This is a genomic window from Acetobacter oeni, from assembly GCF_011516825.1.
GTDB lineage: Bacteria > Pseudomonadota > Alphaproteobacteria > Acetobacterales > Acetobacteraceae > Acetobacter > Acetobacter oeni.
Map to the genome: position 1 here is coordinate 20,140 of NZ_WOTA01000026.1, position 21,269 is coordinate 41,408.

Consider the following 21,269-nt stretch of genomic DNA (forward strand, 5'->3'; position numbering starts at 1 on the left):
CCGGCAGAGTACCCGGGGACACAATACGTTGAGTCCTGCCTGTTAACCCGAACAAACGCGGGGGTTCCATGCATAAACGACCTGTGGTCGTCATTTTCCTTGCCGCTTATTGGGGGTGATGACTAAAGCAGGCCCGCCGGACGAGGCTCTGCAGCGACGGGAGACGAGGCAGTGAAACGGATCTGGCGGCGCCTGAATACCCAGCAGGCTCCTGCTCATGGCAGGACATGGGGGCAGTCCGATGAACCGGACCGGGACGTGGAAAAACCTGCCGATGCGGAGGACGAGAAGCTTGGTTCTTCTGAGGGGAAGAATAAAAAAGCGCGCTCAATCAGCACGAAGGAGGCGGTGCGGCGTTTCAGGAAGCATGCCCTCGATGAGAAAGAGCACGGCGATGTTGTCCGTGTCGGGCTGAAGGATGCTCTCTGGTCCGATCTTTATCATCATGCCCTGACTGCCAACTGGTTTATGTTTACGCTGTGGGCGGTCGGATTCTATATCGCGATCAATCTGTTTTTCGCCGTGCTGTTCGCAATGGTTCCGGATCAGGTGACGGCGCCGCATCCACCGTCCCTGCTCGATCTGTTTTTCTTCAGCGTCCAGACGCTGTCCACCGTGGGATATGGCGTTATGGCGCCGTCCGGTCCCGTGGCGAATACGATTGTCTCGCTGGAAGTGCTGATCGGCATGATGATCAATGCGCTTGCCACAGGCGCTGTTTTCGCAAGGATCGCCCGGCCCCGCGCCCGGATCATTTTCAGCAACAAGGCTGTGATTTCGGATGAAAACGGTGTGCCGGCGCTGTGCATCCGGATCGCCAACTGTCGTCGCAGCGTGATCCTTTCGCTTGATGTGGAGGTGGCTCTTTCCCGTCTGACGGTCACCCATGACGGGCACCTTGTGCGGCAGTTCGAGCCGCTGCTTCTGGTTCAGGCGCATGTGCCGGTCCTGCGCTTTGCGTTCGTCCTCGCGCATGTCATCACCGAGGCGAGTCCGCTGCATAAGCACACGGTCAGAGAACTCGATGCTGAAGAAGGCGAGATTATCGTGACCGTGACCGGAACGGATGAGGCCATGGGGCAAACCGTTTTCGCGCGGACCTCCTATGCTTTCGATCGGGTGATGAACAATCATCGCTTTGTCGATATCGTTGCCAGTCACCCGAATGGCGGGATCTCCGTGGATTATTCCCGTTTCCACGACATCGAGACCCATGCTCCGAAGGATGCGGCCGCTGCGGAAGCGGCGCATGCTGAATGACGCCCGGCTCCCCCTGCCGGCGCATCTGAAACTCAGGTAAGGGCGGGTTTCCGGCGGGCCGGCATTTCGTAACGGTGGCTCATGCGGGCATCGTCAGAAAACATCATCGGGCAGCAGCCCGGAGAGCGGGCCTGTCTGCCGGGGTTCCGATGACGTTGAAGTGCCGGCCGGAGTGCCATAGACTTGGACCTGGCCGAGGCTCAGAAGATCCTTGCTCTCCAGAAAAACCTTTACCAGGCTCGCCGTTATTTCGTCGCCCTGGCGGCCGGTCTCAGGATCGCGGAAGTCCGCTGCCTGCCAGATAAGCGGGTCACCGTCCGCGCCGCCGAAAATCCCGTGATCCGCAGGACCCATGATCTTCCGCCAGGTGATTCCGTCCGTTGACAGAGCGATCCCCAGCGCCGCGACGCGTGCCATTACGTCCGTGGTGCCGGTCCGGTTGAAAATCCGGATGCTGTAGAGTGTGAACTGCGCGCCCAGATCGACCTGCCACCAGGGCTGGTCTTCCAGCTTTGTCTGAAACCAGTTTTTCGCGTCCACGATGCCGTTGACGCCCCGTTCGGCCTCGCGTTCAGGCGTTGTCTCGGCGGACCAGACCGATATGGAACTCTGCGTGGCCGGCCGGTTGAGGGCGATATTGACCGGGCTTTTCGTCATGTCCGGTTTCGGAGGGACGGGCTTCAGAAAATTGGGGTGGCTGAACTGTTCGGCCAGGCATGTGCGGAAGGCGGTTTCCTCGAAACCGATGCTCTCCGGATCATCAGGGAGGGACTGGCCGAAGATATACCCGGCAGGCTGACCGAGGCGTTCGCCGATACCGGACTGAAGGGCATCGAATGCGTGCGGGAGCTGTCCGTGGATGGCGGCGATTTTTACGCCCGGACGACAGAAGATCGAAGCGTGAAGGGCCGATCCGTATGATCCGAGGATTTCCCGCGCGCCTCTGAACAGGGCGATCTGGCTGGTGATCGGCAGTTGTTCGGGACGAATGGCCGTGAAGTCGTGTTGCGTGGCAATGGTTTCAGCCTGCTCGCCACCGAGTAGCCTGCGGCCGAAGCGGGGGTCGCGCGCGATATAAATACGTCGCAGGGGAGAGGCCGGCACGGCGCCTGTCCGGTCGATCATCTCGTTGAGCGTTGCAACTGCGTCGGCGAAGATCGGGTGGCATCGGCCCGCCCGCCGAAGCATCGTGGGCACGATCAGCGTCCGGCAGCGGAGAGTTTCTTTTTCGGGGTCGTGGAGCAGGATCTGCTCATCGCCAATGTCCAGAGCCCGCAGCAGGTCCCTGCCGAACGGTCCCATATTGGCTGGCAGGAGGATACGCACCGATTTAAGGCTGATTCCGGCGAGGCTCAGGAGGTGGAGCTTCGGCAGGAAGTCCACCATCCAGTGGCCGAAGATCTGATGGCCGTTCGTCGCCAGCAGGATGACAGGCTCATCGATCTGCCGGAGCACGCGGGCACCGGCCTTTCGTTCGGCGGTATCCTCGGTGAACCGTGCAACGGAGGGCGCGTCTTCAGGGTTCAGGGCGAGATCGTCGCATTTCAGCCGGATGCCGTTCTGCACGAGCAAGGCGCCGGACTGAAACCAGGGTCCGATTACGGTGACGTCGCGCAGCCCGTAGACACAGACCTGCGGCAGGACATCCTGTCTGCGAAAATATTGCAGCGAATCCCACGGGCAGTAACCATAGGTAAAATCCGGATCGGGACGCGAGGCGCGCAGTCCTGCAGCCAGCATCAGGCCTTCGGCAGCAGGCGGTTCCGCCGTAACGGGCGGGCAGGTACCGAAATGGATCATGTTGTCGCCGACGATCTCGCGGATGTCGGCAACACCATTAAAACCCTCCGTCACGACTTTCTCCCTGACAGGCTGTTTATGGACCCCGGGCCTGTGGGAGGCCGTTCGGGCATTACGCTTCGGACACAATCCGGCGGCGGAGGCATGCCCGGTTTAAGGCAGCCTGTCACGCCATGTCTTCGTAACAGATGATGCTATAGTCCGGCTGTTCAGCCTTTCCATCCGGCCGCCCGGCAGAGATGGTCCCAGTGTCCGGCGGACACCGGCACGACCGACAGACGTGACTGGCGCACAAGTCCGAAATCGGCGAGAGCCGGATCGGCTTTGATTTCCGCCAGGGTGACCGGGCGGGGCATCGGCCCGACGGCTTTTACATCCACGCACACCCACGAGCCGCTTTCCGCGGTCGGATCGGGATAGCCTTCGCGCACGATTTCCACCACGCCGACAATTTCGCGCCCTTTATTCGAATGGTAGAAGAAGGCGAGGTCGCCCATCTTCATTGTCGCGAGGTTTTTTTTCGCCTGATGGTTCCGGACCCCGGTCCAGGGTTCGATATCACTGGCGACCTGCTCGTCCCATGAGAACGCATCGGGTTCCGATTTGACCAGCCAGTATGAGCGTGTGGCGGGCTGGCTCATTCGACAAGTGCTCCGTCCCGGAAGACTGTACGCAGCGGGCGGACGATCACGCTCTCGAACAGGCCGACCTTCGCGTAAGGATCGCTTTCGGCGAAACCATCCGCCGTGGCGCGGTCCGGCACATCGACAAGGATCATGCTGCCGGAGGGTTTTCCGTCCGGTCCCATCATGGGGCCGGCGAACTGAATCTGCGTGGCAAAGGTCCTGAGATAGGCCAGATGCTCCCCACGTGTGGCCGACCTGGTTTCGAACAGGCCGGGTTTATCGGTGCAGATGATCGCGAACAGCATGCGGGACTCCATAACATAAGTGCTGGGGTTGAGATCACGGAGGGCCGCCTATGCGCCGGACGACCCGTGCCAAACGTTTCATGATAGTGTAGTAGAAGCCTCCGCACGACCCCGGCCCTGTTCAACGTTCCGTCTTTCGCGCATGGCGGCGGTTTGTCATACAGGAGCAATTTTCTAACGGGCGTCCTCTCTCGCCCTGGCAGGAACGGACAGAATTTGAGCGCGACGCCGACACTGACGGAGCGGGCCGGAGCCCTGTTTCACCGCTATGCCAATCCCGGTCGTTTTCTGCGTCTGGGCGTGAAGCTGCAGCCGTGGCTGACCTGGCCGGCCCTGATCCTCAGCCTGACCGGTCTCGTCTGGGGGCTGTTTTTCTCGCCGGCGGACTGGCAGCAGGGTGATTCCGTGCGGATCATGTATGTTCATGTTCCCTGCGCCTGGCTTGCGTCCTCCGGCTATTTCGCCCTGGCCGTCTGTTCGGTTCTGTCTCTGGTCTGGCGCCATCCGCTGGCTGATCTGGCGGCGGTGGAGATCGGGCCGGTCGGTGCCTGTATTACCGCAACATGTCTGGCGACCGGTTCCCTCTGGGGCAAGCCGATGTGGGGGACATGGTGGGTCTGGGATGCCAGGCTGACCTCTGTGCTGGTTCTTTTCTTTCTTTATCTCGGTCATATCGCGCTGATCCGCGCTTTTGATGACCCTCAGCGCGGCTATCGGGCCGCCGCGATCCTGGCGCTTGCCGGGGCTGTCGATCTGCCGATTATCAAATTCAGTGTCCAGTGGTGGAACACGCTCCATCAGCCGGACAGCATCGGCCTGCGCGGGGCGCCGACCATGTCGCACGCCATGCTCTGGCCGCTGCTGGTCTGCACGCTCGGGTTCACGCTCGGGTTCGCTGCCATTGTTGTGGCCCGTTTGCGGGCCGGGGTGATGGAGAGCCGTATTCGCAGCCTGCTCTCCGGTCAGCATCGGGGCGAGCCGTCTCCGGCTGACGGAACGCCCGTCGGGGAGTACGCCGCGTGACGCATCTGCCGTATATTATTGCGTCTTACGGTCTGGCTTTCGGGCTGGCGCTGTTTCTTTCCGTTGGCGCGGCACTTCGGCTCCGGCGGGACAGGGCGCGTCTGGCGGCGCTTGAATGCGCGCGGGGCAGGCGAGACCGTGTAACGCGTCGCGGAGAGACGGCATGAAGCGCAAGACCCGTCGTCTCTGGCTTGTCATTGCGTGCGTGGGCGCGCTGGGGGGAGCCGCCGCGCTGACCCTGTCGGCTTTCTCCTCCAATATTCAGCTCTTCATGACGCCCTCGCAGATTGACGCGAAACCCCCGCCGGCTGACCGGACCGTGCGTCTGGGCGGCATGGTCGTGGCCGGGTCGGTAAAGCAGGAGCGTAAGGGCGATACACCGATCAATCGCTTTGAAGTCACGGACGGTCAGTCCGCCGTGACTGTCAGTTTCGAAGGGATTTTGCCGGATCTGTTCCGGGAAGGACAGAGCGTGGTGGCGGTTGGCTCCATGGTTCCTGGCGGTGGTTTTGTCGCGTCCGAAGTGCTGGCCAAACATGATGAGACTTACATGCCGAAGGAAGTGGCCGAGGCGCTGCAGAAGTCGGGCAAATGGGATCCGAAATTCGGGCCGCCGCCGAATGCTGCGAGCTGGAATGCAATGACACAGAAAGAGGCTTCGGCTGCGGTGCAGGGTAAATGAGTGTGATGAGGGCGTTTTTCGCTAACCCTGTACCCGTCAGGCGGAGTTCGGCTGTATGAGTCCTGAACTTGGTCGGTTCGCCCTGTCTCTGGCCTGCGTGTTCGCGCTGGCCCAGACCATATTGCCGCTGATTGGTGCTCAGCGCCGGGACCGGCGTCTGATGACTCTCGCGCCGGGGCTTGCCCTGGGGCAGCTGGTTGCGCTCGCGGCCTCGTTCCTTTGCCTCGTCAACGCGGCGATTACGAACGATTTTTCTGTTTCGAATATTCTTGAGAACAGCGCCGTTGCGAAGCCGCTGCTATATAAAATTACAGGTGTGTGGGGCAACCACGAAGGCTCGATCCTGCTCTGGGCCATGATCCTCGGGATCTGTGGCGCGGCGGTCGCGGCTTTTGGGCGCAATCTTCCGTCCGCCCTGAAAGCCCGCGTTCTCGCCGTTCTTGGCGGTGTGGCCGCCGGATTCGAACTGTTCTGTCTCACCACCTCCGATCCGTTCGACCGTGTCTGGCCCGCGCCGCTGGACGGGCAGGGTATGAACCCGCTGCTTCAGGACCCGGGCCTCGCCTTCCATCCGCCTATTCTCTACACCGGCTATGTCGGGTTCGCAGTTCCTTTTGCGTTCGCGATCGCGGCTCTGATCGAAGGCCGGGTCGATGCTGCCTGGGGGCGCTGGGTGCGTCCATGGGCCGTGGCAGCCTGGGCTTTCCTGACCTGCGGCATCGCGCTGGGGTCGTGGTGGTCTTATTATGTGTTGGGCTGGGGTGGATACTGGTTCTGGGACCCGGTGGAAAACGCATCGCTGATTCCGTGGCTGTCCGGAACGGCGCTGATGCATTCGGCTGTTGTGGTGGAGAAGCGTGAGGCTCTGAAGATCTGGACGGTGCTGCTTGCGATCGGCACGTTCTCATTTTCGCTGTCCGGCACGTTCCTGGTCCGCTCGGGCATTCTCAATTCTGTTCATGCCTTCGCGCAGGATCCGGCCCGGGGCATCTTCATTCTCGGTCTGCTTGGTCTCGTGATCGGTGGTTCGCTGGTGCTGTTCGCCTGGCGGGCACCCGCGCTGACGGCGGGCGGTCTTTTCGCGCCGGTTTCGCGTGAAGGCGCGCTGGTGCTGAACAATATTCTGCTCTGTTCGCTCTGCGCCGTGGTGCTGACCGGCACGATGTATCCGCCGTTTATGTCGCTGCTGTTTGGCAAGACGATCTCAGTTGGTAAGCCGTTCTTCGACGCCGCCACGATCCCGCTGGCCATTCCGCTTTTTGCGTTTATGGGTTTCGGCCCGATGCTGCCCTGGAAGCGGGCGCAGCTCTGGCCGGTGCTGCGTCGACTCTGGGTTGCCGCGCTCATCACGCTCGTGGCGTTCGGGATCAATCTGTGGGGGCTTTCCGGTGTGCTGCCGGTACTGTGCGCGACCTTCGCTGTCTGGGTGATCGCTTCGAGCGCGACGGATATCGCCAGCCGTATCGCTCTGTTTCGTGTTCCTCTGTCACAGAGTCTTCAGCGGGCGCGCTCCCTGCCCCGTTCGGCGTTCGGTGCCGCGCTTGCTCATGCCGGTGTTGGTGTGACGGTCCTTGGTCTGGCGGCGATGTCTCAGGCACAGCATCGCATTGTGGAGGTGCATGTCGGGCAGACCGAGCGCCTGGCGGGCTATGACTGGACGCTGACCGGCGTGAAAACCGAGCCCGGCCCGAATTATACAGCGATGGTGGCGACGATTGAGATTCGTCACAACGGGCACATCGTCACGGTGATGCACCCGTCCAAACGCAGTTTCAATTCGCAGAATCAGACCACGACGGAGGTGTCGATTCACACCAATGGCCTGTCCGATCTGTATGGAGTGATCGGTGACCGGCATGGTCCCGCCGCAAATCCGACCTATGTACTGCGCCTGCATTATAATCCGCTGGCACCATGGATGTGGTTCGGTGCTCTGATTATGGCGATGGGCGGGGCGTTGTCGCTCTCCGATCGCCGGATGCGTGTCGGCGCTCCCCGACGGGCGCCTCTGCCTGACGCGGTGGCCGCGGAATGAGCGACGAACTGGCCTCCCGCCCCTCCGCTGACGAACGACGTGCGGTGACGCGGCGACGGCTCATGATGGGGCTGCCGCTTGCGGGCGCCGGCGTCTGCGGTATTGCATTCTGGAAGATGCTTGCGGGCATGCAGAGCGGATCGTTCAACCCGCACGACATCAATGCGCCGGTGACGGGCCGTCCGGTGCCGGTTTTCACACTGGCCGATCAGACGCCCGGCACGGGGTTTTCGGCGGAGGATCTCCGGGCTTTGTCGAAGCCTGTGCTGATTAATTTCTTCGCGTCATGGTGCATCCCGTGCATTGCGGAAATGCAGGCTCTGCTGTCCCTGCAAAAACGTCTGCCGATATGGGGTGTGGCGTATAAGGACAAGCCGGAGAACGCGGCCGGGCTTCTGAAGCATGCTGGCAATCCTTATGCGAGGATTGGCAGCGACCGCGAAGGACGGGTTGCGATCGACTGGGGGGTGTCCGGGGTGCCGGAGAGTTTCCTCATCGCGCCCGGAGGCACGATTGTCTGGCATAGCGCCGCCGGTCTGGACGGGGACGAGGTGATGGCCGGTCTGGATAATGTTCTGAAGAGAATCGGCGCATGAATCTCGGGTCTCTCTGTCGTCGGATCGCGATGGCGCTGTTCGTTGCCGCTTGTGCCGCCGGGCCGGTTGTCGCGTTCGCGGTCGATGATCCGTCTGAAATGCTTCCTGATCCGAAGCAGGAGGCGCGGGCCGAAGCGATTGGCGCTCAGCTCCGGTGTCTCGTGTGTCAGAACGAGTCGATTGAGGACAGCAGCGCCGGGCTTGCGCGGGATCTGCGTAAAGTGGTTCGTGAGCATGTTGCGTCAGGTGAGAGCAACCGCCAGGTGATCGACTGGATGGTGGCCCGTTACGGCAATTTCATCCGCCTCAGCCCACCCGTCACGGCCGCGACTTTGCTTCTGTGGGGGATGCCGGTTCTGGCCCTTCTCATCGGTCTTGCTGCCGCGTTCCTGGTCTTTCGCCGTCGTCCCCAGGTGGCACCGCTCAGCGATGCGGAACGTGTGCGCCTTGATGAGCTGACGCGTGGCAGCTGATCGTCTTCGGCTTCTGTTGTTTCCTGTTTTCCGGACTGTTTCATGATCTGGCTTAGTATCGCCTGCCTGAGTGTTTTTGCCCTGCTGCCTTCAGCCTTTGCGCTCTGGCGGCGTGCTGTGGCGCGGGATGAGCGGAGCGCCGCGCTGGAACTGCACGACGCGCAGCTCATCGAGCTCGACAGGGATCTGTCTTCGGGCATGATTGCTCCGGCGGAACATGGCGTGGCTCAACTGGAAATTCAGCGCCGGATTCTTATCGCCGATCATGCGCCTGCGGAGATGGCTGACCGGGCCGCCCGGAACCGGATTTTTATCGCTCTGGCGCTGGTGCCGGCGGTTGCGGTCGGACTTTATCTTTCGGGCGGCGGGCATCCGGGTTTTCCGGCTCAGCCGCTGGCGCCCCGTCTGAAAGACGTGCAGGCGCATGATGAGCGGACGGCGAAGGCCGTTGCTCAGCTGAAGCAAACGCTCGATGTGCTTCCGGCTGGCGATCCGAGCCTGCGTCAGGGGTATCTGCTGCTGGGTCAGGCCGAGGCTTCGCGTGGTCATGATGCCGATGCCGCGGTCGCCTGGCGGAAGGCGCTCGATCTGGGCTTTGCGCCTGACCTTGCCTTGCAGGTGGCGGAGGAACAGGTCCGGTCCGAACAGCACATCAGTGCCGATAGTCTGGAGCTTTACCGGCGGGCTCTTGAGGCGGCTCCGAAAAATGCTCCCTGGCGGCAGGCCGTGGAACAGCGGATTGCTCAGGGCGAGCATGAGCAGGAGCAGCCATGACAACAGATCAGTCCGGATCGGGTGGCGATAAAAGGAGTGAGTCTGTCTCGCTGCCCATGAAGGATCCTGAGATGTCCGGGATTCAGCTGTGTCCGGTCTGTCATGGGAAGATGCGGCAGACGGCGGAGATCTGTCCGCATTGCGGCGCGGAGAAGCATTTTGGCGCTACGCACTGGGAAATGATACGCTTTACGCTTGGCGGCCTGGTGCTCGGGATTTTGTTTACCGTTGTGACGCGGGCCGGCTGGGCTGTGGGCGCTGTGGCCTGTGCGGCCTGTGTGACGATTGCGTTTATTGTCGGTCAGAGCCGTCACGGGCATCGCTGGCTGAAGTGATCCTGAATTGTTTAATTGCGGATATCGGGCTTTACCCGAACCCGGCGGGGGACCACAGCCCCCGCACCCCGAGTGGTGATGTCTGAAAGGTTTCCGGAGCCTGCCGGCCTTTGATGGGTTTCAGGGGAACACCCTGAAAAAGCAGCTTTTTAAAAAGCTGCTGAGGCAGTCATCAGAATTCTTCATAAACCGCCGGGTCCTGGTTTTTCGTGCGACCATCCGGTCTTGCCAGTGTTGCGATCCGGGCCATGTCTTCATCGGTCAGAGAGAAATCGAAAATCGACATATTTTCGATCTGCCGGTCCCGGGACGACGATTTCGGGATCGGTACACATTCCAGCTGATGGTGCCAGCGAAGGATGACCTGTCCGACGGATCTGCCGGTCCGTTTCGCGATTTTCTCCAGAACGGGGTTTGTCAGCAGGTCATTCGCGCGTCCCAGCGGGCTCCATGACTGCGTAATGATGTTGTGTTCTCTGTTCCATTTTCGCATTGCGTCCTGAGGAAAATACGGATGCAGTTCGATCTGGTTGATCGTTGGCAAAATGCCGGTTTCTTTCTTCAGGCGTTCCAGATGTTCAGGAAGAAAATTACACACCGCGATCGACCGGACATACCCGCGGCTCCGGGCTTCGATCAGCGCTTTCCAGGCTTCTGCGTAACGCCCTTCCTTCGGGTTGGGCCAGTGTATGTAATACAGATCGTAATAATCCAGCTGCGCGCGATATAAGGACTCTTCAATCGTGGCCAGCGTCTCGTCATAAGCGTGATGCCGGCCGGGAAGTTTGGAGGCGAGCCTTAATGCGCTTCGCGGGCGGTCGCTTTTATGAACCGCGTGACCGACCGCTCCTTCGTTCTCATAATTAAAAGCACTGTCGAGCGCATCGTAGCCCACTTCCAGCGCGCTTAGTATGGTTTCCGCGCCGGCCCGGCCGTTCAGCTTATAGGTGCCGAACGTAACAGCCGGAATGGTTGTGTCATCGCTGAGTGTAATGTCCGGAATTGTCATATGTTCTGGTCTTCCTTCTCAAAGCCTCTTCTCGCCGTCTTATGCTGCGAGGAGTGGAGGCGGACTAATGATTACTGTCAGATTTAATACGCTTCGGAACGTCTGATGTTGCTCTGTCATTTGCAAAAATGAGCAGCCTGCATCCACAGCTTCGGAACAAAACCGCTTATTTTCAGATTGTTTTTACAAATATCAGTTTTTCAGGAAATGGAAGCGTCAGAAGCTTCGGACACACTGGTTTCCGCGTAACCGGGAACAATATTCCGTGAGCAGCGAACCTGCATGTCGTGCATTGTGTAGGTTCATTAAAGTCACTTCTGTTTCCATCGAGTATGAAATCCTGTCGCGCGAAGGAGAAGCCGGATGTCCACACATCAGAATCCGGTGTCGGCCCTGTTACGGACCGATATCAGTCGGCGGATCGCCTTCGCTTTCCTCACCGCACCAGGCCTGCTTTTCAGCGGAGGCAAAATCATGGCTTCCTCCACGTCTGCTGCCGTCACCCCGAACGCATTCAGACTTCAGCCGCATGACTGGGTGCCCAACAATCCGAATTTACCGGTTTTGCACTACAGAGGGGTTATTGATCCGGACGTTGCCGATCCGGCGGTCGCGTTCGAGGAGATGCTGACCCGGAACGGCTGGACGCCCCTCTGGCGCTGGGGTGTTTATACTTTTCATCATTTCCACAGTACTGCTCACGAGGTGCTGGGTGTTGCCAGAGGCTCGGCGACGCTCACCATCGGAGGGCCGGGCGGAAAAGAAATGAAGGTCGAGGCTGGTGACCTCATCGTTCTTCCGGCCGGAACAGGACATAAGAACGAAGGTTCCAGCGAGGATTTTCTTGTTGTGGGCGCTTACCCGCCTGATCAGGATTTCGATTTGCAGCGTCAGGCAATATCCGCGGACACGATCGCGCAGATGGACCGTCTTGCGTTTCCGCACAGCGATCCCGTTTCAGGTGCGAACGGACCTCTGACTGCTCTCTGGAGATATAGCTGAATGGTGCAGCCGGACCGGACGCGAAGAAAGTTTCTTGCTGCTATTCCTCTGCTCGCGGCGATGCCTTTCCTCCCTCGTCGCGCGAATGCCGCCGGAAAGCAGGCGCTGGTCTCCGGGACTGTACAGCCCCTTAAGATCGGGTTCATCGGTTCGGGGCAGGTTGGCAGCACGCTCGCGTCATTCTGGGTGAAAGCCAATCATCCCGTCATGCTTTCGGCCCGCAGCCTGAGTGAAGCGCAGAGCGTTGCCACCAGGCTGGGCGGGGGCGCCACGGCCGGCATACCGCAGCAGGCTGCCGCCTTTGCGGATGTCATTGTTCTGGCTGTTCCCTATGGGGCTCTGCCGGCCGTTGCAAAGGATCTCGGTGCTGCTGTTTCCGGCAAGATCGTGCTCGACGTGACCAACCCTTATGCCTGGCGTGACGGAGGGATTGCGACGGAAGCGGGTCGTGAGGGAGCGGGCGCTGTCACCGCGCGCTATTTCCCTCAGGCGCGGATTGTTCGTGGTTTTAATTCCATCGCCATGACCGCTCTCCGCGCCGGGGCGCGGGAGACGCCGCCGATCGCGGTACCGCTGGCCGGGAACGACCAGGATGCCCTGGCTGTTATCTGTGGGCTCGCACGAGAAGCCGGGTTTGAGCCGGTTGTGACCGGAGACCTCGCGACGGCAAAGCTCTTTCAGCCTGGCAATCCCGGCTTTGAAGCTGTGACGACCGCGCCTGCGTTGCGGGCAGTTCTGGGACTGAAAGCGTCTTAACGCGGGCGGCCGGATGCTACGGCGTCGGGCCTGATGTTCACCGTGTCCGGATTAGCAGTCTGGGCGGGGGGATCACTACGGGTGCCGGTGTCTCCATCCGCGGCCGGAGTGCGGGAGGCGCCGGAACGCGTTGTTTCCATTTCACCACATCCACCGGGATTGTCACGATCTGAGGTGGCAGCTTTCGCGCCGGCCAGTGGCTTACGATCTGGTAGCCGCCGACATAGACCACGAGGAGCCCGACAAGCACGATGATCTTTGTCGTCCGTGTTCCGGGCGGTTTGGGAAAGTTTGGGGGCGGATCATAACGGTAGGATGGTCTCATGAAAGCTCACGTCAGGGCATTTCCCATTCAGGCGCCATTACCTGAGCGGCTGCGAACACTCGCAAAAAACAAAATATTAAAGAGCAGACCGTAAGCGGATCTTACGGACCGGATGCCGGCTTCTGATGTGCAGCATAGACTGCCTGCCGCCGTACGACACCCCCTGATCCTTTCGCCTGCGGCACGGTCTTCCTTTTTCCGGCCAGTCAGGCACAGTGTTTCGTTTTCTTCAGGATACGGGACGCCATTGTGACCAGGATGATCTGTTTCAGACACATTATTGCCGGTCCCGCCTCCCGATGACCGGTTTTATCGATCCCGTCGTTATTCTGCTCTGGCTTACCGCTCTTACTTTTGGCTCTCTGTATCTTTCGGGTGCTGCCCCCTGGTCGCGGAGAAAATCGCGTTCTGCTGAAGACGTGCTGGACGCGCATCACGATCTTCCAGCCTGGGCTATCTGTCTGTCCATTGTTGCCACCGAGACCTCCACCCTGACGGTCATCAGCGTTCCAGGCATCGCGTATCAGCAGGGCATGGTGTTTGTCGGGCTTGGCGGGGGCTATCTGCTCGGGCGCATTGCCGTGGCCCGTTTTTTGCTCCCGCTTTACATGCGGGGCGATCTTACCAGCGCGTATCAGTATCTTGCGCTGCGTTTTGGCCGCCGGATGCAACGGCTGGCGTCTGTCACCTTTCTGGTGACACGGCTGCTTGCGGAGAGTGTGCGGCTCTTTGCCTCGACTATTCCCATCTGTGCGTTGCTTGCGGCGCGCGGGATGCCGCTTTCGCCGCTCTCCGTTCTGATCGGACTGACGGCACTGACGGCGCTTTATACCGGCATTGGTGGGCTGAGGGCCGTTGTGTGGTCGGATGCGGCTCAGTTCCTGCTCTACACGTCCGGCGCGGCGCTTTGCGTCATTCTGGTGTGGCATCAGCTCAGCCCGCAACAGGTTGAGTCTGTTCATCTGTCGGGGCGTCTTCTGCCTTTCGCCTTCAACGTCTCTGATCTGACCAGCCCCTATACGCCGCTGACCGCCCTGGTCGGCGGAGCTGTTCTTGCCATGGCTTCTCATGGCGCCGATCAGCTTATGGTTCAGAGAGCTCTGGCCGCCCGTTCCCTGCGGGATGCGCAGCGGGCCATGGTCGGGAGCGCCTTTGTCGTGACGCTGCTTTTTGCTCTTCTGTCCCTGGTCGGCGTTTTTCTGTGGGCGCGTCATGACGGGCAGTCGCTGGAGGCGCTGGGTTTCCATAGTCCGGACGGGCTCTTTCCCCGCTATATTGTCGATGAACTGCCTGCCGGGCTGTCCGGTCTGCTTGTCGCGGGCATTATCAGCGCAACCATGGGATCTCTGTCCTCGGCTCTGAATGCCATGACGGCCTCGACGTTTTCGGATCTGCTCGGGCGTGTAATGTCCAGAGTTCCGGTCAGTCGCATCGCCTCTGTTTTTGTAACGGTTCTCTGGGCGCTGGCGCTCATCGGCGCGGCCTGTGCCTTTTCGACATCTTCCCGGTCGGCGCTTGTGTTTGGTTTCCAGATCGCGGGGTATTCCTATGGTGCGCTGCTGGGAGCTTTTCTGCTTGGCATGATCGTTTCCGGCGCGGATGAAGCTGTGGCCATGACGGCGTTTCTGGCGACGGTTATCGGGGTCGCTTTGATCATCGGATTTGTCCATCCTGGCGGGGCGCCGATTGCGTTTCCCTGGCTTGTGCCGATCGGGGTGGCGATCAGTTTTCTTGTCGGGGTTCCGTTAAGTCTGGTCCGGAAAGCTTTCTGATTTTTCCGGATTATCCGTTTTTGTCGTCTGTTTGGGGAAGGTCAGGCCCGGTGCCCGCTGATCGGGGCCGTCGTCCGTAAACGACGGGGCTGCGCTCATAATGTCGCCAACCTTTGTTGTTATCCGGCGTTGTATCTGACCGGCGGATTGCCGGTATCGCGACAGACAGAAGGTCGTGTCTTATGCAGATTAAAGATAAGCCGATTATCGACAACAGGGCGGCCAGGCGTTTTGAGCTTCATACGGAACGTCATGTCGCCTGGCTTGATTATGAACGAGGCAAGGGAACGCTGGATATTTTGCATACGGATGTTCCCTCTGTGCTGAGCGGTCAGGGGATTGGAACGGCGCTGGTCCGGCATGCGATAAAGGTTGCACGGGAAGAGCATCGCACGCTTCTGTCGCACTGTTCTTTTTCGACGGTCTATATGCAGAAGCACGGATTGTTGCCGGCTGCCAGGGGCGGGTGAAGCGGCGGGTTTCTGTGTGCTCAGGGGGGCGGCTCCTGAGGTTCAGGGCTCTGCCCGGACCGGGAAGGGACACAGGTCCCTGTACCCTGATTTGTTAATAAAAGGCCCCGGCCTCTGGTGGGTTTCAGGGCAAGGCCCCGGGGAAAAACAGCAGCCTCAACGTCCCAGAAAATTATCCAGTGTGTGGCTCTCTGGTCTTTTCATGACGATATGCGCGCGGCAGGTAGGAGTGCCGAATTCTCCTGTAATAGTCTGGCCGTCAGGATGTCCTTCGAAGACCATGGGAAGGGGTTTCTTTTTCATATCGGTCAGCATGAGCTGGGCATGAAAATGTTTGTGGTCCTTGTCGGGCTTGCCGTGCAGGATGAGGGCGCCGGTTCCGGGAGTAAAGGCGATACGGGAAGGTTCGATCTGGAGAGTGGATTCCATCTGATCTGGGCAGTTGCCCTGGTCCGTCACCAGCGTGCCGGTCCACAGGCCGGTAGGATCGCTCTGTGCATCGGAGGCGGCGCGGGCTGACGGCGCGAAATGCAGAGCCGCACCCAGGGCGATGAAAGTGGTCAGGGCGAGGCGGCGGGCGTGGCCGGTCCGGGGAAGATGGGGGCTGTGGCGCATCGGTCTGACCTTCCAGAAAAAAGAGGTGTCCGGGTCCCCTGATCCGGTTTCCGTGCAGGGAGACGGGTGACGACAGGCTTCAGCCGTCCTATACACCCGCAGATCAATGCCGCAATGTTGCCCGCCGACCGGATGCCCTGCCGCCACGGTCAGGCGCGCCCCGTCTGAAGGAGCCCGTCATGTCCGGTAAGGACCAGGAAACAGCCCCCGCTGAATCGCTTGATTCCACTCTGCACGCTGACCGGATTCTGATTCTCGATTTCGGGTCGCAGGTGACGCAGCTTATTGCCCGCCGCGTGCGCGAAAGTGGCGTGTATTGCGAAATCTGGCCGTTTACCGCCGATGAAGCCCGCATCCGGACGTTTGCGCCGCGTGGGATCATTCTCTCGGGTGGCCCGGCGAGTGTTCATGACGACGGAGCGCCACGCATTCCGGATGTGGTGTTTGCGCTGAATATCCCGGTGCTGGGCATCTGCTACGGCGAGCAGGCGATGTGCAACCAGCTTGGCGGAAAGGTCGAGGGTTCGGACCATCGGGAGTTTGGCCGGGCCTTTGTCGATATCACTGAAGATTGCGCGCTGTTCCGGGGCGCATGGGCGCGTGGCGGTCGTGAGCAGGTCTGGATGAGCCATGGCGATCGGGTAACGAAGCTGCCGCCTGGATTCCGGGCCGTTGCAACGTCCGAGGGGGCACCTTATGCGGTGATCGCGGATGAGGGACGGCGTCTGTATGGCGTGCAGTTCCATCCGGAGGTGGTGCATACGCCGCACGGGGCGGCGCTGCTGAAGAATTTCACGCATAATGTGGCGGGCTGCACAGGCACCTGGACGATGGCGGGTTTCCGCGATGTCGAGATTGAGAAAATCCGTGCGCAGGTCGGAAAGAAGAGGGTGATCTGCGGGCTTTCGGGCGGTGTGGATTCTTCTGTGGCGGCGGTGCTGATTCATGAGGCGATCGGGGATCAGCTGACCTGCATTTTCGTGGATCACGGGATGCTGCGGACAGGGGAAGCGGAGGAGGTCGTCACTACGTTCCGCGGGCGCTTCAACATCCGGCTGGTGCATCGGGATGCGTCGGAACTGTTCCTGTCGGAGCTGAAGGACGTTGTCGATCCCGAGCAGAAACGGAAGATCATCGGGCGTCTGTTCATTGAGGTCTTCGAGGAAGAGGCCGCGAAGATTGGCGGAGCGGCTTTCCTGGCGCAGGGCACGCTGTATCCGGATGTGATTGAGAGTGTGAGTTTTACGGGCGGGCCGTCTGTGACGATCAAGTCTCACCATAATGTGGGGGGACTGCCGGACCGGATGAACATGAAGCTGGTCGAGCCGCTTCGTGAGCTGTTCAAGGATGAGGTCCGCGACCTGGGGCGTGAGCTGGGTCTGCCGGAGAGCATTGTCGGGCGGCATCCGTTTCCGGGGCCAGGGCTGGCAATCCGCATTCCGAGTGCGTCGATCACGCGGGAGAAGCTGGATCTGCTGCGCAAAGTGGATGCGATTTATCTCGAAGAGATCCGCAATGCAGGGCTTTACGATGCGATCTGGCAGGCGTTCGCGGTGCTGTTGCCGGTCCGCACGGTTGGTGTGATGGGCGACGGGCGGACGTATGACCAGGCCTGTGCGCTCCGGGCTGTGACGAGCACGGACGGGATGACGGCGGATGTGTATCCGTTCGACATGGGCTTTCTGACACGGGTTGCTGGTCGGATCGTCAACGAGGTTCGGGGCGTGAACCGGGTGACGTATGACATTACGTCGAAGCCTCCGGGGACGATTGAGTGGGAATGATCCCGCGTCTGGCATAGGGTGGCATCACCCGGTATGAAAGTGCCTTAAAGCCCGCAGAAATGCGGGCTTTTTTGTTTTTTGGTCCGGCATTGTCTGGCACCGAACGGTATCGCCAAGCAGTTATTTTTTATGGCATAGTGCGTGGCACTGACTGAGTCTGATGCCATGATTTTTGTTGATACCATGTCGGACACTTTGTGGGTGTCATGGTATTAATTTACCATAACTGATTGAATAAAAAGATATTTTTCTGATTATTCTGGCGGTTTTTGATCATGGTATCGTTATGTGGGTGCCACGAACCGATGCTGACCGATACCAAACTGCGCAACCTCAAGCCGATGGATAAGCTCTACAAGGTGAATGACCGCGATGGGTTGTACGTTGCGGTTACGCCTGCGGGGAGCATTTCGTTTCGCTACAACTACGCGATCCATGGAAGGCAGGAGACCCTGACCTTCGGGCGGTATGGCGTTGGGGGGATCACCCTCGCCGAAGCTCGTGAGCAGTTGGGAGAGGCTAAAAAGCTGGTCGCCGCCGGAAAGTCCCCAGCCAAGGAGAAGGCGCGCGACAAGGCACGGATCAAGGGCGTGGAGACGTTCGGAGCGTGGGCCGAGAAGTGGCTGCGCGGATATCAGATGGCGGACTCCACCCGTGATATGCGCAAATCTGTCTACGAGCGTGAACTGAAGCCTAAATTTGCCAGTCAGAAGCTTGTTGAAATCACCCACGAAGACCTGCGGGCGCTGACCGATGCCATCGTCGAACGTGGCGCTCCAGCGACAGCCGTCCACGCAAGAGAGGTGATGTTCCAAGTCTACCGGTGGGCTATCGAACGGGGGCAGAAGGTCGAAAATCCGGCTGAATTGGTCCGGCCTACCTCCATTGCGAAATTCGAGCCAAGGGACCGGGCGCTAACGCCGGAAGAGATTGGGCTGATGTACCAGTACGTGGAGCGCATCGGGACAACCCCTTCGATCAGGGCCGCCGCCAAATTGCTGCTGCTAACGATGGTCCGAAAGAGCGAGCTAACCAACGCCACTTGGAGCGAGGTTAATTTCAGTCAGGCGCTATGGACCATCCCCAAGGAGCGGATGAAGCGGCGCAATCCCCATTTGGTGTTTTTGTCCCGACAGGCGCTCGATATATTCATTGCCTTGAAAACCTTCGCGGGCGGCTCCGAATACATTTTGCCATCGCGGTATGACATCGATCAGCCGATGAGCAGTGCGACGCTGAACCAAGTCCTGACGTTGACTTACAGGCTTGCGCAGAAAGAGGGGAAGTCGCTTGCGAAGTTCGGGCCGCATGATTTGCGCAGGACGGCAAGTACTTTGTTGCATGAGGCAGGTTACAATACTGACTGGATCGAGAAGTGTCTTGCTCATGAGCAGAAAGGCGTAAGAGCTGTTTATAACAAAGCGGAATACCGCGAGCAGCGCACCGCTATGCTACAAGACTGGGCTGATATGATTGACGAATGGACGATCAAGCCACGTTAACGATCGCTTTCTTGACGTTTTTTTAGGGCGCGTCGTTTGATGGCTGCTGAAACGGCTTGGCGGGAAATGCCGAGTTGCCGAGCTATTTCAGCCTGCGTCATTGTGCCTTTTGAGAGAAAATCATCAAGCATGCTTGTGGGAGATCGTAAGGCTTTGACTTGCCTATAAGCTTCTCTCCGTACGTCCGCATGATCTTCAATGTCCCAGCCGGAGAGGGTCAAATTGTTGAAACCATGGGTCCAAATCTGTTCCATCAGGGCACGGTATTCCCAAATGAATCTTCGATCACGGTGATAGGCTCTTCTTGAAGAATCACTTCTGCTGGGATGGTGTTTCTCACAATATAACTTACTAGGTTTAGGGCCATCAGAGGCAGAGCCTGCCAAGCGAGTTGTCCACGCAAGGTCACTAGGACGTGCATGCTCCCGTAACTTCATTTTTGGTTCGATGTATTCGTGGAAACTCTCTACGGAACAATCTGCACGCATCTCGACTAGATCGCCATAACGAGCGATCATTTGGCTCGCTTTATGAGGGCCATATTTTCCTGACAAGGCCTCTGAATAATGTTTAGCTAGTTTCTTTGCTCTCTCCAGCCCTAACGAAATCATTTTTTCTGTTAGAGGAACAAGCTTGGCGTTTTCGTTCTTCAGCTTTTTTACTACAACTGGATTGAAGCGTATTGCTGAATATTCAGTGAGATTTCCACAAAGCTCACAAAAACACCATGTCAGATTGTCTGCAAGCTTGGCCTCAATGCGACCGGTGGCTTCCCGTTTGGTAACTACGCGCTCGAGGATCGGATCGAAAGCAAGGTGGGTTTCGTAATCTTTGGCCATGGTCAATTTATGTCTGCAGTGTCAACCAAATTCAATCTTTTTCCCAGCCGCAGCAGGCAGCAGCAGGTAGCCTCAAGCACATTGTCATAAGGGTGCAGAGGGAAGAGAAATGGGAAACACGGCTAGGGTTCTTATTGACCGCAAAAAGCTTCACGCGATGATCCCGCTAGCCGAAAGAACCATCTTCAATATGGAGCGGCGTGGCGAGTTTCCACGCCGTATCGCGCTGACCAGCAGAAACGTGGCGTGGGATCTCGAAGAGGTCATAGAGTGGATTGAGGCGCGCAAGGCACAGGGTGCTCAGGCGCAGCGTCCTGGTATGCGCTTCTGATCTCAGAGCTTGTTTGTAACGCCTGTGTCTTCCATTCGCTGGGAACAGCATGCCGTCAGCAAGGCATCAAAATGTTCCCCAGCAGAACTCTGCCATCGGGAAGGTTTTTTCGTTGCAGACATTCTGGCCGCTGCACCAAAGGGTGACGCGGTTAGCATGGAGCATCCACTGTTTGCGTTAAAAGCGGGCGATAGGCGTGTAAGAACCTATGAGCGCAACGGTCTCGTGGTGACCGTGAAGCCCGGGGCGGATGGCTGTGCAACCATACATGACAAGGACCTATGGATTTATTGCATCAGTCAGTTGGTGGAGGCCAAGAACCGTGGGCGCCCCATAACACCAACAGTGCGTTTTACGGCCTATGATTTTCTCCGTAGTACGAACCGCTCAACAGGGGGTGTCGGCTACCGCCGTGTAGTCGGTATGCTTGCAAGGCTGAGAGGGACTGGCATCGAGACTAACATTGAGACGAACGGACAGCGTGAGCGACGCGGCTTTGGACTGATTGATTCATGGCGCATTGTAGAAAAGTCGCCAACAGATGATCGTGTGACCGCCATTGAGGTGGATTTGCCTCACTGGCTATTCCGTTCTGTTGCGACCATGCGGGTTCTGACCCTTTCACGGGACTATTTCAAACTCCGCAAGCCGCTTGAGCGGCGCATATATGAACTTGCCCGCAAACATTGTGGTCTTCAGCCAAAATGGCGCGTGTCTGTGACGGTCCTGTACGCGAAAAGCGGCAGTACTGCGACGTTGAGAGAGTTTCGACGGCAGATAAAGGAACTGTCTGTTATCAACCTGCTACCTGATTATCAGATATCGCTCGATACAGAGCGTGACCCTCAGGCATCCCCTCATTTCTGAGATGACGTAGGGCGGGAAAGATGATTCTGCATTTCCGTGTCGAACGGAGATCAGATTAGCATGAGCGGGAAGACGGCGTTTTCTTCTG

The 21,269-nt window shown here is 59.0% G+C and carries 24 protein-coding genes; 17 read left to right on the plus strand and 7 right to left on the minus strand.

What is annotated here, in order from left to right; translation table 11 throughout:
- The first annotated feature begins 258 nt into the window (after positions 1–258).
- Positions 259–1,260: an ion channel gene (locus GOB90_RS14620; RefSeq protein ID WP_373322087.1), complete on the plus strand. Its 1,002-nt coding sequence runs from the start codon at positions 259–261 to the stop codon at positions 1,258–1,260.
- Between the two features lie 93 nt (positions 1,261–1,353).
- Here GOB90_RS14620 and GOB90_RS14625 read toward each other — a convergent pair whose 3' ends face one another.
- The 3 genes from GOB90_RS14625 to GOB90_RS14635 form a co-directional block, all read right to left on the minus strand.
- Positions 1,354–3,114 carry a glycosyltransferase 61 family protein gene (locus GOB90_RS14625; RefSeq protein ID WP_146890764.1) on the minus strand — a complete coding sequence of 587 codons (1,761 nt, stop codon included), beginning with the start codon at positions 3,112–3,114 and terminating at the stop codon, positions 1,354–1,356.
- Positions 3,115–3,269: 155 nt separating this feature from the next.
- Positions 3,270–3,701 carry an EVE domain-containing protein gene (locus GOB90_RS14630; RefSeq protein WP_146890761.1) on the minus strand — a complete coding sequence of 144 codons (432 nt, stop codon included), beginning with the start codon at positions 3,699–3,701 and terminating at the stop codon, positions 3,270–3,272.
- A complete protein-coding gene (locus GOB90_RS14635) occupies positions 3,698–3,991 on the minus strand; it encodes a YciI family protein (RefSeq protein ID WP_146890758.1) in 294 nt (97 codons plus the stop codon). Before GOB90_RS14635 ends, GOB90_RS14630 begins: the two co-directional genes overlap by 4 nt.
- A 216-nt stretch (positions 3,992–4,207) precedes the next feature.
- Here GOB90_RS14635 and GOB90_RS14640 point away from each other — a divergent pair, with 216 nt between their 5' ends.
- Genes GOB90_RS14640 through GOB90_RS14675 form a run of 8 tightly spaced genes read left to right on the plus strand, consistent with a single transcriptional unit; the run spans position 4,208 to position 9,909 of the window.
- A complete protein-coding gene (locus GOB90_RS14640) occupies positions 4,208–5,014 on the plus strand; it encodes a heme ABC transporter permease (RefSeq protein WP_146890754.1) in 807 nt (268 codons plus the stop codon).
- Positions 5,011–5,181, plus strand: coding sequence for a hypothetical protein (locus GOB90_RS14645; protein ID WP_173572117.1), 171 nt, complete (start codon positions 5,011–5,013; stop codon positions 5,179–5,181). The genes GOB90_RS14640 and GOB90_RS14645 overlap by 4 nt, the downstream gene beginning before the upstream one ends.
- Complete coding sequence (gene ccmE / locus GOB90_RS14650; RefSeq protein WP_146890751.1) at positions 5,178–5,696, plus strand: cytochrome c maturation protein CcmE; 519 nt, start codon at positions 5,178–5,180, stop codon at positions 5,694–5,696. The genes GOB90_RS14645 and ccmE overlap by 4 nt, the downstream gene beginning before the upstream one ends.
- Before the next feature lie 55 nt (positions 5,697–5,751).
- Positions 5,752–7,731: a heme lyase CcmF/NrfE family subunit gene (locus tag GOB90_RS14655; protein ID WP_146890748.1), complete on the plus strand. Its 1,980-nt coding sequence runs from the start codon at positions 5,752–5,754 to the stop codon at positions 7,729–7,731.
- Positions 7,728–8,327, plus strand: coding sequence for a redoxin domain-containing protein (locus tag GOB90_RS14660; protein ID WP_146890745.1), 600 nt, complete (start codon positions 7,728–7,730; stop codon positions 8,325–8,327). The genes GOB90_RS14655 and GOB90_RS14660 overlap by 4 nt, the downstream gene beginning before the upstream one ends.
- On the plus strand, positions 8,324–8,800 hold the full coding sequence (locus GOB90_RS14665; protein WP_146890742.1) for a cytochrome c-type biogenesis protein: 477 nt from the start codon (positions 8,324–8,326) through the stop codon (positions 8,798–8,800). The genes GOB90_RS14660 and GOB90_RS14665 overlap by 4 nt, the downstream gene beginning before the upstream one ends.
- 42 nt (positions 8,801–8,842) lie before the next feature.
- Positions 8,843–9,574, plus strand: coding sequence for a c-type cytochrome biogenesis protein CcmI (ccmI, locus tag GOB90_RS14670; RefSeq protein WP_146890739.1), 732 nt, complete (start codon positions 8,843–8,845; stop codon positions 9,572–9,574).
- The gene (locus tag GOB90_RS14675; RefSeq protein ID WP_146890736.1) at positions 9,571–9,909 is read left to right on the plus strand and encodes a hypothetical protein; all 339 of its coding nucleotides are present in this window, start codon (positions 9,571–9,573) and stop codon (positions 9,907–9,909) included. The genes ccmI and GOB90_RS14675 overlap by 4 nt, the downstream gene beginning before the upstream one ends.
- Positions 9,910–10,081: 172 nt before the next feature.
- Here GOB90_RS14675 and GOB90_RS14680 read toward each other — a convergent pair whose 3' ends face one another.
- On the minus strand, positions 10,082–10,918 hold the full coding sequence (locus GOB90_RS14680) for an aldo/keto reductase (RefSeq protein ID WP_146890733.1): 837 nt from the start codon (positions 10,916–10,918) through the stop codon (positions 10,082–10,084).
- Positions 10,919–11,281: 363 nt separating this feature from the next.
- On the opposite strand from GOB90_RS14680, the gene GOB90_RS14685 reads away from it, so the two are divergent.
- Complete coding sequence (locus GOB90_RS14685; protein WP_242012064.1) at positions 11,282–11,920, plus strand: cupin domain-containing protein; 639 nt, start codon at positions 11,282–11,284, stop codon at positions 11,918–11,920.
- Positions 11,921–12,676, plus strand: coding sequence for an NADPH-dependent F420 reductase (locus GOB90_RS14690; protein WP_242012065.1), 756 nt, complete (start codon positions 11,921–11,923; stop codon positions 12,674–12,676).
- 37 nt (positions 12,677–12,713) lie between these two features.
- Here the strand turns inward: GOB90_RS14690 and GOB90_RS14695 are convergent, their stop codons facing one another.
- Positions 12,714–13,001 (minus strand): hypothetical protein, encoded by a 288-nt coding sequence (locus GOB90_RS14695; protein ID WP_146890730.1) that lies wholly within the window; start codon positions 12,999–13,001, stop codon positions 12,714–12,716.
- A gap of 299 nt (positions 13,002–13,300) precedes the next feature.
- On the opposite strand from GOB90_RS14695, the gene GOB90_RS14700 reads away from it, so the two are divergent.
- Both GOB90_RS14700 and GOB90_RS14705 read left to right on the plus strand, forming a co-directional pair.
- Positions 13,301–14,773, plus strand: a complete 1,473-nt coding sequence (locus GOB90_RS14700) for a sodium:solute symporter (RefSeq protein WP_146890727.1) — start codon at positions 13,301–13,303, stop codon at positions 14,771–14,773.
- Positions 14,774–14,955: 182 nt separating this feature from the next.
- On the plus strand, positions 14,956–15,243 hold the full coding sequence (locus GOB90_RS14705; RefSeq protein ID WP_146890724.1) for a GNAT family N-acetyltransferase: 288 nt from the start codon (positions 14,956–14,958) through the stop codon (positions 15,241–15,243).
- A gap of 156 nt (positions 15,244–15,399) precedes the next feature.
- Here GOB90_RS14705 and GOB90_RS14710 read toward each other — a convergent pair whose 3' ends face one another.
- Positions 15,400–15,858 (minus strand): hypothetical protein, encoded by a 459-nt coding sequence (locus tag GOB90_RS14710; protein WP_146890721.1) that lies wholly within the window; start codon positions 15,856–15,858, stop codon positions 15,400–15,402.
- A 179-nt stretch (positions 15,859–16,037) separates the two neighbouring features.
- On the opposite strand from GOB90_RS14710, the gene guaA reads away from it, so the two are divergent.
- Both guaA and GOB90_RS14720 read left to right on the plus strand, forming a co-directional pair.
- On the plus strand, positions 16,038–17,642 hold the full coding sequence (gene guaA, locus GOB90_RS14715) for a glutamine-hydrolyzing GMP synthase (RefSeq protein ID WP_146890718.1): 1,605 nt from the start codon (positions 16,038–16,040) through the stop codon (positions 17,640–17,642).
- A gap of 305 nt (positions 17,643–17,947) precedes the next feature.
- Entirely contained in the window at positions 17,948–19,144 is a 1,197-nt protein-coding gene (locus tag GOB90_RS14720) for a tyrosine-type recombinase/integrase (protein ID WP_146890715.1), read from the plus strand.
- On the opposite strand, the gene GOB90_RS14725 is transcribed toward GOB90_RS14720, so the two are convergent.
- Entirely contained in the window at positions 19,141–19,983 is an 843-nt protein-coding gene (locus tag GOB90_RS14725; protein WP_146890712.1) for a winged helix-turn-helix transcriptional regulator, read from the minus strand. The two genes, GOB90_RS14720 and GOB90_RS14725, sit on opposite strands and share 4 nt — an antisense overlap.
- A gap of 109 nt (positions 19,984–20,092) precedes the next feature.
- On the opposite strand from GOB90_RS14725, the gene GOB90_RS14730 reads away from it, so the two are divergent.
- On the plus strand, positions 20,093–20,314 hold the full coding sequence (locus tag GOB90_RS14730) for a helix-turn-helix transcriptional regulator (protein WP_146890708.1): 222 nt from the start codon (positions 20,093–20,095) through the stop codon (positions 20,312–20,314).
- A 24-nt stretch (positions 20,315–20,338) separates the two neighbouring features.
- On the plus strand, positions 20,339–21,181 hold the full coding sequence (locus GOB90_RS14735; protein WP_264812743.1) for a replication initiator protein A: 843 nt from the start codon (positions 20,339–20,341) through the stop codon (positions 21,179–21,181).
- Positions 21,182–21,269: the final 88 nt, after the last annotated feature.

Coding starts and splice junctions, on each gene's coding strand:
- GOB90_RS14730 (WP_146890708.1), top strand. CDS start 20,093: ATGGGAAACACGGCTAGGGTTCTTATTGACCGCAAAAAGCTTCACGCG.
- GOB90_RS14675 (WP_146890736.1), top strand. CDS start 9,571: ATGACAACAGATCAGTCCGGATCGGGTGGCGATAAAAGGAGTGAGTCT.
- ccmE (WP_146890751.1), top strand. CDS start 5,178: ATGAAGCGCAAGACCCGTCGTCTCTGGCTTGTCATTGCGTGCGTGGGC.
- GOB90_RS14690 (WP_242012065.1), top strand. CDS start 11,921: ATGGTGCAGCCGGACCGGACGCGAAGAAAGTTTCTTGCTGCTATTCCT.
- GOB90_RS14720 (WP_146890715.1), top strand. CDS start 17,948: ATGCTGACCGATACCAAACTGCGCAACCTCAAGCCGATGGATAAGCTC.
- GOB90_RS14700 (WP_146890727.1), top strand. CDS start 13,301: ATGACCGGTTTTATCGATCCCGTCGTTATTCTGCTCTGGCTTACCGCT.
- GOB90_RS14630 (WP_146890761.1), bottom strand. CDS start 3,701: ATGAGCCAGCCCGCCACACGCTCATACTGGCTGGTCAAATCGGAACCC.
- guaA (WP_146890718.1), top strand. CDS start 16,038: ATGTCCGGTAAGGACCAGGAAACAGCCCCCGCTGAATCGCTTGATTCC.
- GOB90_RS14635 (WP_146890758.1), bottom strand. CDS start 3,991: ATGCTGTTCGCGATCATCTGCACCGATAAACCCGGCCTGTTCGAAACC.
- ccmI (WP_146890739.1), top strand. CDS start 8,843: ATGATCTGGCTTAGTATCGCCTGCCTGAGTGTTTTTGCCCTGCTGCCT.
- GOB90_RS14725 (WP_146890712.1), bottom strand. CDS start 19,983: ATGGCCAAAGATTACGAAACCCACCTTGCTTTCGATCCGATCCTCGAG.
- GOB90_RS14705 (WP_146890724.1), top strand. CDS start 14,956: ATGCAGATTAAAGATAAGCCGATTATCGACAACAGGGCGGCCAGGCGT.
- GOB90_RS14695 (WP_146890730.1), bottom strand. CDS start 13,001: ATGAGACCATCCTACCGTTATGATCCGCCCCCAAACTTTCCCAAACCG.
- GOB90_RS14665 (WP_146890742.1), top strand. CDS start 8,324: ATGAATCTCGGGTCTCTCTGTCGTCGGATCGCGATGGCGCTGTTCGTT.
- GOB90_RS14655 (WP_146890748.1), top strand. CDS start 5,752: ATGAGTCCTGAACTTGGTCGGTTCGCCCTGTCTCTGGCCTGCGTGTTC.
- GOB90_RS14685 (WP_242012064.1), top strand. CDS start 11,282: ATGTCCACACATCAGAATCCGGTGTCGGCCCTGTTACGGACCGATATC.
- GOB90_RS14660 (WP_146890745.1), top strand. CDS start 7,728: ATGAGCGACGAACTGGCCTCCCGCCCCTCCGCTGACGAACGACGTGCG.
- GOB90_RS14680 (WP_146890733.1), bottom strand. CDS start 10,918: ATGACAATTCCGGACATTACACTCAGCGATGACACAACCATTCCGGCT.
- GOB90_RS14710 (WP_146890721.1), bottom strand. CDS start 15,858: ATGCGCCACAGCCCCCATCTTCCCCGGACCGGCCACGCCCGCCGCCTC.